Annotated in this window: 16 protein-coding genes; 6 read left to right on the top strand and 10 right to left on the bottom strand. The window is 62.3% G+C overall.

Annotated elements, in window-relative coordinates:
• Positions 1–14 precede the first annotated feature (14 nt).
• The 6 genes from ABIB60_RS14975 to ABIB60_RS15000 are packed head-to-tail and all read right to left on the bottom strand — an operon-like array spanning position 15 to position 5,282.
• Positions 15–668 (bottom strand): hypothetical protein, encoded by a 654-nt coding sequence (locus ABIB60_RS14975; RefSeq protein WP_354581000.1) that lies wholly within the window; start codon positions 666–668, stop codon positions 15–17.
• A gap of 27 nt (positions 669–695) precedes the next feature.
• Positions 696–1,256 carry a hypothetical protein gene (locus tag ABIB60_RS14980; RefSeq protein WP_354581001.1) on the bottom strand — a complete coding sequence of 187 codons (561 nt, stop codon included), beginning with the start codon at positions 1,254–1,256 and terminating at the stop codon, positions 696–698.
• A 29-nt stretch (positions 1,257–1,285) separates the two neighbouring features.
• The gene (locus tag ABIB60_RS14985) at positions 1,286–3,772 is read right to left on the bottom strand and encodes a TraG family conjugative transposon ATPase (protein ID WP_354581002.1); all 2,487 of its coding nucleotides are present in this window, start codon (positions 3,770–3,772) and stop codon (positions 1,286–1,288) included.
• Between the two features lie 30 nt (positions 3,773–3,802).
• Entirely contained in the window at positions 3,803–4,135 is a 333-nt protein-coding gene (locus tag ABIB60_RS14990) for a DUF4133 domain-containing protein (RefSeq protein WP_354581003.1), read from the bottom strand.
• An 11-nt stretch (positions 4,136–4,146) separates the two neighbouring features.
• Complete coding sequence (locus ABIB60_RS14995) at positions 4,147–4,464, bottom strand: DUF4134 domain-containing protein (RefSeq protein WP_119446588.1); 318 nt, start codon at positions 4,462–4,464, stop codon at positions 4,147–4,149.
• A 44-nt stretch (positions 4,465–4,508) separates the two neighbouring features.
• Positions 4,509–5,282, bottom strand: coding sequence for a hypothetical protein (locus tag ABIB60_RS15000; RefSeq protein ID WP_354581004.1), 774 nt, complete (start codon positions 5,280–5,282; stop codon positions 4,509–4,511).
• 409 nt (positions 5,283–5,691) lie between these two features.
• Between ABIB60_RS15000 and ABIB60_RS15005 the strand changes: the two genes are divergently transcribed.
• The 6 genes from ABIB60_RS15005 to ABIB60_RS15030 are packed head-to-tail and all read left to right on the top strand — an operon-like array spanning position 5,692 to position 9,812.
• On the top strand, positions 5,692–6,039 hold the full coding sequence (locus ABIB60_RS15005) for an ArsR/SmtB family transcription factor (RefSeq protein ID WP_354581006.1): 348 nt from the start codon (positions 5,692–5,694) through the stop codon (positions 6,037–6,039).
• 30 nt (positions 6,040–6,069) lie between these two features.
• Entirely contained in the window at positions 6,070–6,648 is a 579-nt protein-coding gene (locus tag ABIB60_RS15010; RefSeq protein WP_354581007.1) for an ArsI/CadI family heavy metal resistance metalloenzyme, read from the top strand.
• A 49-nt stretch (positions 6,649–6,697) separates the two neighbouring features.
• Positions 6,698–7,192: a GNAT family N-acetyltransferase gene (locus ABIB60_RS15015; protein ID WP_354581009.1), complete on the top strand. Its 495-nt coding sequence runs from the start codon at positions 6,698–6,700 to the stop codon at positions 7,190–7,192.
• A gap of 5 nt (positions 7,193–7,197) precedes the next feature.
• Positions 7,198–8,295: an ACR3 family arsenite efflux transporter gene (arsB, locus tag ABIB60_RS15020; RefSeq protein WP_354581011.1), complete on the top strand. Its 1,098-nt coding sequence runs from the start codon at positions 7,198–7,200 to the stop codon at positions 8,293–8,295.
• 15 nt (positions 8,296–8,310) lie between these two features.
• Positions 8,311–8,745, top strand: coding sequence for an arsenate reductase ArsC (locus ABIB60_RS15025; RefSeq protein WP_354581013.1), 435 nt, complete (start codon positions 8,311–8,313; stop codon positions 8,743–8,745).
• 14 nt (positions 8,746–8,759) lie between these two features.
• Entirely contained in the window at positions 8,760–9,812 is a 1,053-nt protein-coding gene (locus ABIB60_RS15030) for an ArsO family NAD(P)H-dependent flavin-containing monooxygenase (protein WP_354581015.1), read from the top strand.
• Here the strand turns inward: ABIB60_RS15030 and ABIB60_RS15035 are convergent.
• The 4 genes from ABIB60_RS15035 to ABIB60_RS15050 form a co-directional block, all read right to left on the bottom strand.
• Positions 9,801–10,562, bottom strand: coding sequence for a LytR/AlgR family response regulator transcription factor (locus tag ABIB60_RS15035; protein ID WP_354581016.1), 762 nt, complete (start codon positions 10,560–10,562; stop codon positions 9,801–9,803). The genes ABIB60_RS15030 and ABIB60_RS15035 overlap by 12 nt on opposite strands.
• A 32-nt stretch (positions 10,563–10,594) precedes the next feature.
• Complete coding sequence (locus tag ABIB60_RS15040; RefSeq protein ID WP_354581017.1) at positions 10,595–12,448, bottom strand: sensor histidine kinase; 1,854 nt, start codon at positions 12,446–12,448, stop codon at positions 10,595–10,597.
• A 202-nt stretch (positions 12,449–12,650) separates the two neighbouring features.
• A complete protein-coding gene (locus ABIB60_RS15045) occupies positions 12,651–13,340 on the bottom strand; it encodes a hypothetical protein (protein ID WP_354581018.1) in 690 nt (229 codons plus the stop codon).
• Between the two features lie 11 nt (positions 13,341–13,351).
• Positions 13,352–14,167: a ParA family protein gene (locus ABIB60_RS15050; RefSeq protein ID WP_354581020.1), complete on the bottom strand. Its 816-nt coding sequence runs from the start codon at positions 14,165–14,167 to the stop codon at positions 13,352–13,354.
• Positions 14,168–14,857 lie beyond the last annotated feature (690 nt).

Consider the following 14,857-nt stretch of genomic DNA (forward strand, 5'->3'; position numbering starts at 1 on the left):
GGCAGCGGGTGGGGTTAGCGGGCACTGGCGCCCATGAAGGATAGCAGGGTCTGGCGGTCCTGCTCGATTTGCTGGGCTGCCCGCAGCTGCAGCATGTTGCGCCGGGTGAAGTAGCTGACCAGGCCCAGTTGGTCGGTGATTTTGGCGTCCAGCTGGTCGATGAATTCCATGCGCTCAGCGTCGGTCATCTTGAGCATGGCCGGGCTGACCACCGTGCGCAGGTCGGCCACGGTATTGGCACCCTCCCCCAGCAGCTGGGCGTACACGCTGGTCATCTGCGTGAGCTGCTGGGGACTGATGTAGGGGGATGTGCGCAGCACGTTGATGGCATCCGAATACTGCTGAATAATATGGGTTTGCTTGGCGTAAATGGAGCGCACCCGGCGGTAGTCGCGCACGGCGGCGCTGACCTTGAGCAGGCCGTCGTACCATTCCTTGTGCTGCTCCAGGTTCTTGCGGGCAAAGGTTTTGGTGAGCTCCTGCTCCTTCACCCCGAAGGCCACGAGCTTGTTGGCCGCGGCTTCCAGCCCCTTCATGGTTTTCTGCAGGCCGGTTTGCACCGTGCTTTGCCCTTCCAGCAGCGGGGCCGATACCACCAGCTGGGCCGAGACCCGGGTAGCACTCAGGCCCAGCAGAGCCAGGCTGAGGAGGATGATTTTCTTCTGCATGAGCGGCGCGTTTGCGTGGTAGGAGGCTTATTGATTCCGGGTTTGCGGGTGCAGCAGGTATTTCAGGTGCCGCTCGGCCGCGAAGCGGGCCTGGCCGGTGCCGCCCTCGAAGCCCAGCAGCGTGGGCAGGGCCTGCGTGGCCGTCACGTTGGGCTCCTTGGTCAGGGCCAGCAGCATTGTGGCCACCGTTTCGCAGCGGCCCGCCAGGCCGTTCCAGGTGGCCACATCTTCGGGTTGCACCCGGGGCAGGCCCCGCGAGCGGGCCACCGCGCGCAGTACGTAGCGGTAGCGGGCCCAGCCGCTGCGCACCACCGGGTGCTCCTTCACCGAGGCGTCCAGGTCGCTGTCCTGCCAGGCCGCCACGAACTGGGCGTAGTGCCGGGCCGCACCTTTGTCGGCTGGCTCGGCGGCGGGCAAGGCCACCAGGCTGTCAGCCAGGGCCTGCGCGGCGGCTACCTCGGCCGAAACGGGAACCGGGGCACCGGCTGCCGGGGCCGCCGCAGCCGGTGAGTCGGCCGGGGATGTATCGGAGCCGCAGCTGCTGAGCAGGGCCAGCGGCAGGGCGAGGTGAAGCAATAGCGTGCGCATCGTTTTTCCCTTTTGTTGATGTGGAGCCCCTACCCTTCGCGCAGCTCGGCGGCGAAGAGCTTGATGGCTGTGGGCATGTCGCCGGTCTGGCGCCGCTTCTCGAACAGCCGCACTTTCTCAGTTTCCTCAGTGGTATAGGTCACGTATTCTTCCTTCGACACCTCGATGGCGTACACCTTTGACACCACTCCGCCCAGCGAGATGAACACCTCGGTGTAGCGGCCCCGCGTGGCCTTGTTGTCGCGGTTGATGCTCAGCACCAGGTCCTTTTCTTTGGGCGTGAGCGAAAGCAGGGCCTGAATCTCATCGAAGCGGTTGATGAACTTGCGCTGGTCGAGCAGAATCTTGCAGTCGGAGTTGTTGATGATGGCATCCTTGACAATCTCGTTGCCGATGATGTCGTCGATTTCCTGCGTCACCACGATGGCCTCACCGAAGAACTTGCGCACCGTTTTGAACAGGTACTTGATGTAGGCGGCCATGCCGGGCGTGGTCAGGGCCTTCCAAGCTTCCTCAATCAGAATCATCTTCCGCACCCCCTTGAGCTTGCGCATCTTGGAGATGAAGGTTTCCATGATGATGAGCGTGACCACCGGAAACAGGATGGGATGGTCCTTGATGTTGTCGAGCTCGAAGACGATGAACGGAGCCTGCACCAAATCCAGCTCCTTATCGGAGTTGAGCAGGTAGTCGTACTCGCCGCCGCGGTAGTAGGGCCCGAGCACGTAGAGGAAATTGTCGATGTCGAAGTCCTTCTCGCGCACCTTCTCCTCCTCCAGCACCTTGCGGTAGGTGCCCTTCACAAACTCGTAGAACGTGTTGAAGCTGGGCTGGATAGCCGGGTTGGCTTCGAGCATCACGTAATACAGGCTCACGGCCGTGGAGAGCGACACGTACTCCGACTGGCTGACCGTTTCGTCGTCCTTTTTCCAGAGCGCCTGCAGCAGCGTTTTGATGCTTTCCTTCTTCTCCACGTCGAGCTTGCCTGAAATCAGGAAGGGGTTGAAGGCAATGGGCGCATCTTCCTCGTAGGTGAAGTACACCCCGCCCACCAGCTCGCAGAGGCCCTTGTAGGAGTTGCCGGTATCGACAAGCAGCACGTGGGCGCCCTGCTCGTAGTACTGGCGCACCATGTGGTTGGTGAAAAACGACTTGCCCGAGCCCGAGGGGCCAAGCACGAATTTGTTGCGGTTGAAGATGACCTGCCGCTTCATCGGCTCGTCGGAGATGTCGACCAGTACGGGCTTGCCGGTGAGGCGGTCGGAGAGCTTGATGCCCTTGGTGGCGCCGGTGGAGCGGTAGTTGGTTTCCGAGGCCCAGAAGCAGACGGCCTGCTCGATGAAGGTGTAGAAGGTTTCCTCGCTGGGAAAGTCGCCGGCGTTGCCGGGAATGCCGCCCCAATAGAGCGCGGCAATGTCCACGGTGTTCTGCCGGGGCTTGCAGTTCATCTGGTTGAAGGCGGCGTTGACCAGCTTGCGCACCTCCGTCAGCTCCTCCTCGCTGCGGCCCCAGGTCAGTACGTTGCAGTGCACCCGCACCGGGCGGCGTTTGTGGGCTATCAGCTCGTTGAGAAAGGCGTGGTAGTACTCCACGTTGATGGCGTTCTGCCGGGAGTAGAGCGAGAGGGAGTTGAGCCGGTCCTTCTTCTGCTCGAAGGTTTTCACCGTCTTCTGGGTGTTGTCCAGAAACACGTACTGGTTTAGGATATGGCTGGTGCCCAGCAGCAGCCCCAGCGGCGCGGCAAAGGAGATGGGGAAATCCGAGTACTCGGTGCTGTAAGCCTCGTAGCGGATGTCGGTTTCCACCGCGGTGGGCAAGTCGTCGAGGTTGGCCACCGAAAACAGCTGGCAGAACTCCTGGCCCACCTTCAGCCCGTTGGTCAGGTCCAGGTCCACCTGCAGGGCCTGGTCGGACAGGTCCAGCGAGAGGTACTTTTCCAGCAGCCCGGCCTTCTGCTGGGTGCCGGCCAGCTCATCGGAGGTAAGCCGGTGCGAGCGGATGAATGGCGCGTTAGTGGGCCCCACCCCTTCCAGCGTGCGCACGAACTGGCCTACGCTGTCCAGGAAGCTTTCCAGCACCTTCGTGTCAAGCATGTCCTTGGGCACGATGTGGCGGCGGGCCAGCAGCCCCGAGGTGCTGCCCCAGTTGGGCCGCTCCGACGAGGTTTTGGTGACAAAGAGGTAGCAAAAGTGATTGAGGAACGGCCGCTCGTTAAAGTGCCGCTCGTAGGCGGCGGAGAGCAGCGTACGCTCGGCCTCGAAGCCCGGCGCGTACTTGTCTTCCACATACCAGTCCTGCTTGTGCACCACGCAATGGTCGGGCAGCAGGCGCACGGCCTTCACGAAAGCGGCCTGCAGATGGGCATAGTCCTCGCGCGAGAGGGTGAAGATTTCCGGCAGCTCCAGCCGGAAGGCCACCGTCACGTCCGCGTTTTTCGAGATGAGGCAGTCCTTTTCCACCTTGTAGATGGGCTGCTTGGACTCCAGGGAAACGGAGGGCAGAACCTTGTTGCTCATGGGCAGGGGGAAAAGCACCCGCGCCGGCCGCTACGCGCGGCCGGGCGGGTCCTGGTTGAGGCGTTGAAAAAGGCGGCTGTGCCGGTTGGTGATGTAGCGGGGCGAGGAGCGGCGGGCGGCGGCTTTCATCAGCCCATGCTCGCCGAAGCGGCGGTTCAGGGCGAAGACCCCGGCCCACATGCCGCCCCCGGCCAGGAAGGTGAGCAGCACGGTGAGTGCCAGCGGCACGCCCGCCAGGTAGCAGGTCACGAACAGGGCAAACACCAGCCCGATGCCGGCCACCAGGAAGTAGATGTTGCTGTCCACCAGCCCCTTGAATTCGACGGGCTTGTTGATGCCCCGGTTCAGATCGTAGACGGGCATGGCCTAGGGGCTTACAGGAAGAAGGAGCGCACCACCGTGGCCACGATGACCAGGAAAATCATCGAGCCAAACCACGACACGGCCGTTTTCTGGGTGTCCTGGTCGCCGGAGTTCCACTTGCTGTACACCTTAATGGCGCCCACCAGGCCCAGCACCGCCCCGATGGCGTACATGAGCTTGGTGAGCGGGTCGAAGTAGCTGGTGACCTGGGTGGTGGCATCCTGAATGCCGGCCGTGCCGTTGCCACCCCCGGTCTGGGCGTAGAGCAGGTGCGAGCTAAGGAGCAGGGCCAGAACGGCCAGCGAGGTACTAAAACGCTTCTGATTCATACGAATGGGAAAGAATGAGACGTGGGGAATGGGTGGGCCGGGCTCTACAGCTCATCGGCCCCGAACAGGGCGGCCAGCTCGGCCTGGTATTCTTCCAGGTGCTGGGCCATTTGTTCGGCCAGGCAACTGCCCTGCAGGCCGGCCGGGGCGGGCGGGTTCTGGCCCGCCTGCAGCAGGGCGATGTACTCGCTGATTGATTCGGCGGCCACCAGCTGCGGGGTGGGCCCGGCGGTGATGATGTCCAGCGGAGAGGCCACCGGCTCCTCGAACGAAGCCAGCGGCTCGTAGCTCGCCGACAACTGCTGTTGAAGCGCGGGCTCGGCTTCAAGAAGTTCGTCAGGTTGGTGATCAGTGGCAGCCGGCGGGTCCGCCTCGGCATGGGCTTCGCGCCGCACCAACTCGGCCAGGCGCTCATCGGCCTGGTCGGGGGCTTCGGTGCGAGTCTGGTCCTGCGCCGCGGCCTGCTCCTCGGCCGAGGCCGAAGCGGCATCCAGCGGCGCGCTGTCGTCGGCGCTCTGGTCCTGGCCGGTAGCCGTGGCGGTGGAGGCCGGCAACTGACCTTCTACCACCGCTTCAGTGGTAGGGGGCAGGTTCTCGGCGGCCCCTTCCTCCTCTGCCGTTGCTTCCGGTGCTGCCACGGCGGCGGCCGGCTGCGGCGGCGCAAAGGCGGAGGTCGGGCGTACCAGGGCGGGCGGAGCCGTGGCGGGGGCCAGCGAGCTGCCTGCGCCCCGCTTACCGAATGCAAGCAGCGGGGCGAGTTCGGCGCGGTAGTAGAGTAATCCGACTACCAGATAGTAGAGCAGAACTACAACCAGCATAAACAGGCCAAACTGGCTCCAGGAATAAGCACTAAGCATCGGTAGGAATCAAGCGTGGCACCCCGGGTCAGCCGACCTGAGCGTGGATGTGCCAAACCAGGCAGGTTTGACTTGTGCAAACCTATCCGGCCCCGAAACCCGATTAGTAGAAAGTTGACGAACGGTTAAAATCGGGTGGTGAGGTGCACCGACTCTACACGAATAGCAGCTGAGCAGAACCCATAAAGCGGCTCCTAGCCCCGAAAAAGAGCTTTGTATCCGGGATTACGTCTTGTCGGCAGCGAGCTGTCAACTGCTGTTCAGCCGGCATCCAGGATGCTGCAAGCGGAGAGGTGAAAAGAAAATACTGCAAAAGACGTAAACACACGTCATATAATGTCGTATAATTGCGACATACTACATAGTTGCCATGACGTACGCCAAGACCGCCGCTTTCACTGAGGAGCAACAGCAACTCGCCCGCGTAGCCAAAGCGCTGGCCCATCCTGCCCGGGTAGCCATCATTCAGTTACTGGCGTCGAAGAAGACCTGCATTTCCGGCGACATCGCTGCCGAGCTGCCGCTCTCCCGCACGACCGTCTCGCAGCACCTGCAGGAGCTCAAGGCGCTGGACCTCATTCGCGGGGAGATTGACGGGCTGACCGTCTGCTACTGCCTGAACACGGAGCTGCTGCGCCAGGTGCACCAGCAGTTCACGGCCTTCTTCGTCGAATCGACCGCCAACGAGGCTTGTGCCCCCGGAGGCACCTGCTGCTAATTCGTTTCACCCTTTCAATTCGCCTACCGCATGGAAACGTCTGTATTTCCCCGGATGCACGTCTCGCTGTACGTCTCCGACCTAACCGCCACGGTGAACTTCTACACGGCCTTCTTCGGACAGCCGGCCGCCAAGATCAAGCCCGGCTACGCGAAGTACGTGCTCGACAAGCCCTCGCTGATCATCTCCTTCGTGCAGAACCCCGAGCGCGTGGCCAGCAACTTCGGGCACCTGGGCTTCCAAGTCGAGACGGTGCAGGAAATGGAGCAGCGTCTGGAAGTAGCGCGCAGGGCTGGCCTGGTAGCGCGCGAAGAGATGGGCACCAGCTGCTGCTACGCCAAGCAGGATAAGTTCTGGGTCAACGACCCGGACGGCGTGGAGTGGGAAGTATACTACTTCCACGAAGACGCCGAGTTCAACGACCCGCGCTACCAGGCCGAGTACGACCAGGCCGGCGGCAACAGCCAGTGCTGCATCGCGCCCGCGGCTCAGCAGGCACCGCTAGCCGCTGAAATGCTGACGACCGCGCCGATGGCCTTTACCCTGGTCGATGCTACGCCGGCCGTCCCGGCCGCCAACGCCTGCACGCCCGGCGGCGGGTGCTGCTAGGTGCTGCTACTCGCCTTCTGCGCTTCTTCCCCCTTCTCATCAACTAACCATGACCCTGCAGCCTTTCGCGCCGGCGCACTGGCCGGCCGCCAAAGCCATATACAAAGCCGGCATTGCGACCGGCAACGCCACGTTTGCCACGTCGGCCCCCAGCTGGGAGGAATGGGACCGGGGTCACCTGCCGCACAGCCGCCTCGTCGCCCTCGATGACGACGGCCAGGTACTCGGCTGGGCGGCTCTCTCCCCCGTGTCGAGCCGCTGCGTGTACGGCGGCGTGGGCGAGGTGAGCGTGTACGTAGCCGACGCGGCCCGGGGCCGGGGCGTTGGGCGGCAGCTCTTGGCAGCGCTGGTAAGCGAGTCGGAGCAGCACAGCATGTGGACGCTGCAGGCCGGTATCTTCCCCGAAAACGAGGCCAGTGTCCGCCTGCACGAAGCCGCTGGCTTCCGGCTAGTCGGACGCCGCGAGCGAATCGGCAAAATGGGTGACCAGTGGCGCGATACGCTTTTGCTGGAGCGTCGGAGCACCAAGGTAGGGCTGACTTAACTGCTATGACAAATCTTCCCCCTACGGCCCCGGCCCCGGCAGTGGCCGTTGCCCGCAGGAAGCTTTCCGGGCTTGACCGGGGCCTGACCTTGTGGATCTTCCTGTCCATGGGCGCCGGCGTGGCGCTGGGCTATTTTGTGCCCGGCGTGGAGCAAGCCATCAACTACTTCTCGGTAGGTACCGTTAACGTGCCGCTGGCCGTAGGGCTCATCCTGATGATGTACCCGCCGCTAGCTAAGGTCCGGTACGAGCAGCTGCCCAAGGTCTTCCGCAACACGCGCATCATCGGCCTTTCGCTGCTGCTGAACTGGGTGGTCGGCCCGCTGCTGATGTTCCTGTTGGCTATTTGGCTGCTGCCCGACAAACCGGAGTACATGATGGGGCTCATCCTCATCGGCATTGCGCGCTGCATTGCCATGGTGCTGGTGTGGAACGACCTGGCCGACGGCAGCCGTGAGTACGCCGCCGGGCTGGTGGCCCTGAACTCGATTTTTCAGGTACTGTTCTATTCGGTGCTGGCGTGGCTGTTTATCACCGTGCTGCCGCCCTACTTCGGGCTGCAGGGGTACGCCGTCCACATCGGTATTGGTGACATTGCCCAGAGCGTGCTTGTGTATTTGGGTATCCCGTTCGCCGCCGGTTTTTTCTCGCGCCTAGTGCTGCACCGGCTGAAGGGCGACGCGTGGTACGAGCGGGTGTTTCTGCCGGCTATCAGCCCCATTACTCTTATTGCGCTGCTGCTGACCATCGTGGTCATGTTCAGCCTGAAGGGCGAGCTGATCGTGCGCATCCCCCTCGACGTGCTGCGCATTGCCTTGCCATTGGCCCTGTACTTCGGCATCATGTTCGTGCTCAGCTTCGTAGCCGGCAAGTATCTGGGGGCGAGCTACGCCGAAAACACGAGCATTGCCTTCACCGCGACCGGCAACAACTTTGAGCTGGCCATTGCCGTGGCCATCGGCGTGTTCGGCTTGAACTCCGGCCAGGCGTTTGCAGGCGTTATCGGGCCCCTGATTGAGGTGCCGGCGCTCATTGCGCTGGTGAACTTGGCCTTCTGGTTTCGCCGCCGCTACTACGGCGACTTGGCACCCTCCCCTCGCTAATCACTTATGCTGCCCATGTCTGACAAGAAAAATGTGCTGGTGCTGTGCACCGGCAATTCCTGCCGCAGCCAGCTGCTGCACGGCTACCTGAACCAGCTGCTCGGCACCGCGGCCAACGTGTACTCGGCCGGCGTTGAAACCCACGGGCTGAACCCACGGGCCGTGCTAGTCATGCGCGAAGACGGCGTGGATATATCGCACCACACCAGCAACCACGTCGGCGAGTACGCCCTCGTGCCCTTTGACTACGTTCTGACCGTCTGCGACCACGCCAACGAGGTCTGCCCGGTGTTTCCCTCGACGGCCAGGAAGCTGCACCACAACTTCCCCGACCCCGCCAAAGCCACGGGCACGGAAGCAGAGGTGCTCCTGCAATTCCGCGCGGTACGCGACCAGGTGAAAGGGTACGCGCAGGAGTTTGCCCAGCGGGAGTTCGTCCCGGCCCCATAACGCCCTCTATACTTATGCAGCCTGCTTCAGTAGACGTGTTGGTGATTGGGGCCGGTCAGAGTGGCCTGGCGGCAGGCTACTTTCTCCGGCGCTCGGGTTTGTCCTACGTGCTACTGGACGAACAGCCGGCCCCGGGCGGGGCCTGGCAGCACGGGTGGGATTCGCTTCGGCTCTTCTCCCCAGCCGACGCCAGCTCGCTACCCGGTTGGCTGATGCCCCGGCCCGCCGACGACACGTACCCCACGCGCGACGCCGTTGTCGGCTACCTACAGCACTACGAACAGCGATACCAGTTACCCGTGGAGCGCCCGGTGCGGGTAGAAAGCGTGCAGCAGCTACCCAGCGGCTTCCTTGTGCGTACTGACCAGGGTGAGTGGCAAGCCCGCGCCGTGGTTAGCGCAACGGGTACCTGGAGCCAGCCCTTTCGGCCTACTTATCCGGGGCAAGCCAACTTCCAAGGCACTCAACTGCACTCGGCCGAGTACCGCAACGCCGATCCCTTTTCCGGGCAGCAGGTACTAATCGTGGGCGGTGGCAATTCCGGGGCGCAGATTCTGGCCGATGTCTCGCGCGTGGCCCACACGACCTGGGTCACGGAGCAAGAGCCACGCTTCCTGCCCGATGACGTGGACGGGCGCGTGCTTTTTACCCAAGCTACCCAACGTTACCACGCTGGCCACACCGCGCCCGCCGCTTCGCTGGGCAACATCGTTATGGTGGACACCGTGAAGGATGCCCGCCAGCGCGGGGTATTGCACAGCGTCCGCCCTTTCGAGCGCTTCACCCCGACGGGCGTGCGGTGGGCCGACGGGCGTGAGCAGCTAGTCGATGCTGTAATCTGGTGCACCGGCTTCCGGCCGGCCCTCGACCACCTGCGGCCGCTCGGCGTGGTGCAGCCCGATGGCCGCGTAGCCACCGAAGGCACCCGCGCTACCGCCGTGCCCGGCCTGTGGCTGGTTGGCTACGGCAGCTGGACGGGCTTTGCTTCGGCGACTCTCATCGGCGTGGGACGCTCGGCCAAGAGCACGGTTTCCGAAATACAAGCTTGTCTAGGCTTAACCGACTAAGTGAATGCGGTTCTTGAGCTCATCCTTGCAGGAGCGGCTCACCGGCACGTATTCGGTACCCAGCAGCACACTACTTTCCTCGTAGGCCTGCACGTGGTCCAGATTTACGATGTGGGAGCGGTGGGTCTTGAAAAACTGGTCGGGCAGCTTTTGCTCCAGCTCCTTGAGGGTGGAGTCAAACACAAACCGCTCCCGCACCGTGTGCAGGCGCACGTAGTTCTGCAGGGCCTCGAAGTAGAGAATGTCGCTGAGGAGCACCTTCACGTGGCCTGAGCCCTTGCGCACGAACAGGTAGTCCTTGAACTTGGGGCAGCGCTCGGCGGGCCCCAGCACCTCCGTGCCGGCATCAGCCGTGTCCAAGACCGGCCCCACGGGCCCGGCCTGGTAGGCGTTGAAGAGGGCCAGCTCAATCTGCACCCGCAGCGAATCATCGGTGAAGGGCTTGACCAGAAAGCCGTAGGGCTGGGCCAGCTTGGCCCGGTTCAGGGTGGCCGAGTCGGAGCGGGCCGTCAAAAACACCACCGGCACGGCAAACTGTCGTCGCACGAGCAGCGCGGCCGCAATGCCGTCACAGTCGCCGGCAATGTTAATGTCCATCAGCACCAGCTCCACGGGCTGGGCGGCCAGCACGCTCAGCGCCTCGTCGCTGCTTTCCACAGGCGGCAGGGGCGAGTGGCCCAGCCGGACCAGGGCGCGTTCAATCTCGGCGGCAATCAGCAGTTCGTCTTCAACAATGAGGATGGTGGCCATAACAGGAATAGAATGTTAAATGGGTTGCTGGTCTAGGTGCTAGCCACCACGACTTGCGTACCCGCGGGTAGACTGGGAACTGTCGACACGCTCGCTCTTAACTGTCGAGCTAGGGTAGTAACCAACTCCAGGCCCAGGGAATGAGTTTCCTGATGTGCCCCTTCTGCCTCTGCCTCTGGCCTCACTCCTACCCCATCATCCTGAACCACAAGCTGGAAGCCCGCGCCAGTTTTTTCCAGGGCGACAAGCAGTTTTCCCCGCTCGCGGCCCTGAAACGCGTGCTTGTAGGCATTAGTCACCAACTCATTTACCACCAGGCCCAGGGCGCTGGCTTCTTTGGGGTCCATGACCAGGGGTGCCAAGCTGCTGCTCAGCTGGATACGCTGTTTGGGCGTGGTAAGAGAGCGGTGCAGGGACTCCAGCAACTCGCCCAGGTACTCGTTCATGCGCACCTGCGAGAGGTTGTCGGCCCGGTACAGGAACTCGTGCACCAGGGCCATGCTCTGGATGCGGGCCTGCGAACTGGCCAGGGCCTGCTGCAGTACGGGGTCGGGCAGGGTGCTGCGCTGCCAGGCCAGCAGGCTACTGACCAGCTGCAGGTTGTTCTTGACGCGGTGGTGAATTTCCTGCAGCAGCACCTCCTTTTCGGCCACGGCCCGACAGTTGGCTTGGTTGGCCAGGGCCAGCAGGGCTTTCTGCCGCCGCAATCGCCAGTACAGGCCCCCACCCACGCCTACAGTCGTGGCGAGGCCACCCAACAGCAGCCAGAGCGAGTGCAGCTGGGCACGTTGGCTGCGCTGCTCAAACTCGGCCGCCCGTTTCTGCTCGGTGAGCAGTTGCACATCGTAGCGCACCTGCAGCTGGGCCAGGGCGCGGGCCTTATTGCCGTTGAAGAGCGAATCGCGCAACTCCTCCGCCCGGGCGTCGAGCTCATCCGCACGGGCGGGGCGCTTCTGGTCGGCATAGGCCCAGGCAAGGCTGGAGAGGGCATCCGCTTCGTACTCGGGCATTTTCTCCGCGCGGGCCAGGGCTAAGGCTAACTCCGCCGTCCGCTGGGCGGCCCGGGGCCGTCCCTGCAGGCGGTACACCCGCGCCAGCGAAAGCGCGGAGCTGGCCGCCTGCGGCTGGTAGCGGTAGCGCTGCATGATGCGCAGGGCCCGCTGCATGTTCGTGGCCGCGGACGCCAGGCTGGCCCGCGAGCGGGGCGTCAGCTTGGCGTACACTTCGCCCCGAAACTGGTACACGTAGCCCAGGCCCCGGGCGTCGGCCGCCCGCTGCATGTAGGGCAGGGCCCGCGTGGCGTAGTGAAGCACGGAATCGTAGCGCTGCAGCACCAGAAAGGTATTGGCCAGGTTCAGTAGCAGGCCACCCCGCTCGCGGGGCCCTACCGAGGGGGTAGCGGCCTGCTGCCTGTAGGCCTGGCGCAGGTAGCGCAGGCCACCGACCGCGTCTTTGGTATCCACGGCCACTAGGCCCAGGCACTGGGTGAAGCGCCACTGGTCCCGAGGACGGTGCGCGCGAGTAAGCTCCACCCCCTGTTGGCTGTAGTGCATGGCGGCCACGTAGTCAGCAGCCCGCTCACAGTTTACCACCAGCTGATACAAGGCGTCGGCTGCGCCCGGCCAGTCAAGCCGGCGGCGAGCAAAGGTTACGGCCTGCTCCCCTACCCGGCGGCCTTCGGCCACATCCTGGGCAAATAGCTTATCGCTTAAAGCCAGCAGCGCCTGAAAGCGAGCCGAGTCCGGCAGCGGAGCGTGGCGCACCAAGGCCCGCAGCGAGTCGATGGTTTGCGGCGTCCTATTGGAGGATGGTGTCCGGGTATTGGCCCGGGCGCCAGGGCTGACGAGTAGCAGGCCGAGCACGGCCCAGATAGCACCGCCCTTCATGCGGCAGAGGATTGCGGGTAAGGTAGTGATGGATATAAGGTTTGTGTAGACATAGCGGGGTGGTAGTAGAGCCTCTCCCCTCCCCCACCGTTAAGTGGAGTATTGGGAAAAGGCCAGCGCGGGAAACGGAACGGCCAGCTCAACCACGGAAGGTGAGCCGGCCGCTATACGGATGGAATAGCCCTGGGATACCAGGGCTGTCCTATTTTTTGGGGGCCATCATCTGGCGAATCTGCTTTTTCATGGCCTTCTGCAGCTGCGCTTCGTGCTCCTGCCGAAAGCGGCTGAGGATGTTATGGATGATATCCGGGGCCGACGCGCCCCCACCCAGGATAAAGCCGAGCTGGGTAAAATACTGCTGGTGGTCGGCCGTGATGCGCAGGGTGGTCGTTTTTTTCTCCGCCGAAGGCACGAACAGCTGCGCTAGGTCAAGCTCCCCACCCGCCGCGACCGGCGGGGCAACGGGCAGTTCCTCGTCGACTTCTTCCCCCTCGGCTTCTTCTTCCGGCGCGCTGGCTGGAGCTGGCGAAGGTAGTGGCGCGGGAGCGCCCGCGCGGGGCTCCTCCCCTACCGACGTCGGCGCCGCTGCTGCGGGTTCTACCACCTGAACGGGGGCCACGGGTATGGGTATCACCTCCGGCGCCGCCTTTTTTCCCGCTGGTTCCTTTGCCTCAGCGGGCGGCGCGACTTCGGCCGTGGGGGGCGTCGACGGCGCGGCAGGTGCCTGAGCAACCGCAGGTGCGGGCGTTTCGGCGGGCGCCGGTGCCGGCGCCGCTGGCCGGGGGGCGTCGCCCATCAGGCTGAAAGCAGCAACGCCCGAGGTGAGGGCAGCAAGTTCACGCTGGCGCCGCTCGGCCGCGGCTTCTTTGGATTCGGTGGTTTTCTTGGCCATGGGAGCAGGCGTTATTTAGCGTTATCGTCGAGGGTTTCAATGGCCGCGGGGGCTGGCTGCTCAAATTCCGTGGGCGTGAAGTCGATGGTCTTGCCCGAAGGGGTAACGGTGCCCTTGCCGAGCACCAGCTCCAGAATCTCGGTAATCAGGCTGCCTAGTCCGAGTTTGCCCAGTTCCTTTTCCGGCATGGGAAACATCGTGGAGCGCTTGTCCTTGATGCTGACCAGGGACTCTACCCGGCTGTTGAGCAGCGGATAGCCCTTCTCGCGGAACAGCTCGGCGGTTTTGGTGTAGACCGTCCGCTTCTCGGCCTTGAGAAACTTGTTCCAGAAGGCATAAAACCCTTCCAGGTTGGATTCCGGCCGCTGCTGGCGGGTGAAGTTGCCCAGGATGTGCATGTAGGACATCGTGGAGGCAATGGTGCCCATGTCCGGCTCCATGGGCAGAAAGATATAGTCTACCCGCTCCAGCAATTCGCTCAGGCCCACGACGTTGACCGTGCCGGGCGTATCCACCAGGATAAAGTCGAACTCCTTCTCGGCCAGGGTGTCAATGGCTTCGACGGCCTTTTCCACGCTTGAAATAGCAATAGGATACGGCGTTACCCCCTGCTTGATGAGCCGCTCCTGAAAAGCCACGTCGGATTGTAGCAGCTGCTGCTCATGGTTGCGGTAGGCGTGCAGGGTATTCTGCGGATAGTCGCAGTCGAGCATCGCTACTTTGTAGCCGTAGAGGTAGCAGAGCGCCGAGGCCACATGCGTGCCGATGGTGGATTTGCCCGCCCCACCCTTCTGGGTGGCAAAGGCTATTACCCGAGTGTGCTTCATAAGGGGGGAATGGTTTTTGAGTCGCTGTCAGTTTTGGTTTCGTGTCAGTGCTTCATTGTGTCGTAGTATCAGTGAAGCACTGAAGCAGCAATGTACTGTTTCAGTGCTTCAAACAACAAATGATTCGCTGTAGCAAAGAAGCAATGCCTCAAAGATACACTGTGTCGGCGGATCTTTGATATAGTGAAGCAACTTGTCATTGTAGCATTGATTCTCTGATACAATGAAGCAAAATATCAATGAGTAATCGAAGCAGCGATACAATGAAGCACTGAAGCATAACTATTTGTATCGTTGCTGCTGAATTGAAGCAATGAAGCATAGAAGCACTGAAGCAATATTTAATCACTAGATCCATTATGCCTACAACTTGTAAGTGTGATGCTTTGAAGCATTGAAGCAACGAAGTAGTGAAGCAAAAATATAAGAGATTAGTGCCAGCGTTGGATACATGTTGAAATACGGTCTAACCAACTACAACTAATTTCTTTTATGCTTCATTGAAGCGCAGAAGCAAGGATGCACAGAAGCGCCATAAGTTTAGTCATAGATCCGTCCAACGTCCTCGTTCATCGATAAACAAGCCATGTCATTGTCCGGACAAACTTCGTTTGCCCGATTCAATGACACCGCCATGTTCGCAGGCTCACATAGCTTGGCTTGCTAGCTTTAGCTGCCTAGATTTGCATA

It is taken from the genome of Hymenobacter sp. UYP22, from assembly GCF_040547285.1.
In the GTDB taxonomy this organism is placed as follows: Bacteria; Bacteroidota; Bacteroidia; order Cytophagales; family Hymenobacteraceae; genus Hymenobacter.

Excerpts from the sequence above, each read along its gene's own strand:
- ABIB60_RS14975 (WP_354581000.1), bottom strand. The coding sequence starts at position 668 with ATGCAGAAGAAAATCATCCTCCTCAGCCTGGCTCTGCTGGGCCTGAGT.
- ABIB60_RS14980 (WP_354581001.1), bottom strand. The coding sequence starts at position 1,256 with ATGCGCACGCTATTGCTTCACCTCGCCCTGCCGCTGGCCCTGCTCAGC.
- ABIB60_RS14985 (WP_354581002.1), bottom strand. The coding sequence starts at position 3,772 with ATGAGCAACAAGGTTCTGCCCTCCGTTTCCCTGGAGTCCAAGCAGCCC.
- ABIB60_RS14990 (WP_354581003.1), bottom strand. The coding sequence starts at position 4,135 with ATGCCCGTCTACGATCTGAACCGGGGCATCAACAAGCCCGTCGAATTC.
- ABIB60_RS14995 (WP_119446588.1), bottom strand. The coding sequence starts at position 4,464 with ATGAATCAGAAGCGTTTTAGTACCTCGCTGGCCGTTCTGGCCCTGCTC.
- ABIB60_RS15000 (WP_354581004.1), bottom strand. The coding sequence starts at position 5,282 with ATGCTGGTTGTAGTTCTGCTCTACTATCTGGTAGTCGGATTACTCTAC.
- ABIB60_RS15005 (WP_354581006.1), top strand. The coding sequence starts at position 5,692 with ATGACGTACGCCAAGACCGCCGCTTTCACTGAGGAGCAACAGCAACTC.
- ABIB60_RS15010 (WP_354581007.1), top strand. The coding sequence starts at position 6,070 with ATGGAAACGTCTGTATTTCCCCGGATGCACGTCTCGCTGTACGTCTCC.
- ABIB60_RS15015 (WP_354581009.1), top strand. The coding sequence starts at position 6,698 with ATGACCCTGCAGCCTTTCGCGCCGGCGCACTGGCCGGCCGCCAAAGCC.
- arsB (WP_354581011.1), top strand. The coding sequence starts at position 7,198 with ATGACAAATCTTCCCCCTACGGCCCCGGCCCCGGCAGTGGCCGTTGCC.
- ABIB60_RS15025 (WP_354581013.1), top strand. The coding sequence starts at position 8,311 with ATGTCTGACAAGAAAAATGTGCTGGTGCTGTGCACCGGCAATTCCTGC.
- ABIB60_RS15030 (WP_354581015.1), top strand. The coding sequence starts at position 8,760 with ATGCAGCCTGCTTCAGTAGACGTGTTGGTGATTGGGGCCGGTCAGAGT.
- ABIB60_RS15035 (WP_354581016.1), bottom strand. The coding sequence starts at position 10,562 with ATGGCCACCATCCTCATTGTTGAAGACGAACTGCTGATTGCCGCCGAG.
- ABIB60_RS15040 (WP_354581017.1), bottom strand. The coding sequence starts at position 12,448 with ATGAAGGGCGGTGCTATCTGGGCCGTGCTCGGCCTGCTACTCGTCAGC.
- ABIB60_RS15045 (WP_354581018.1), bottom strand. The coding sequence starts at position 13,340 with ATGGCCAAGAAAACCACCGAATCCAAAGAAGCCGCGGCCGAGCGGCGC.
- ABIB60_RS15050 (WP_354581020.1), bottom strand. The coding sequence starts at position 14,167 with ATGAAGCACACTCGGGTAATAGCCTTTGCCACCCAGAAGGGTGGGGCG.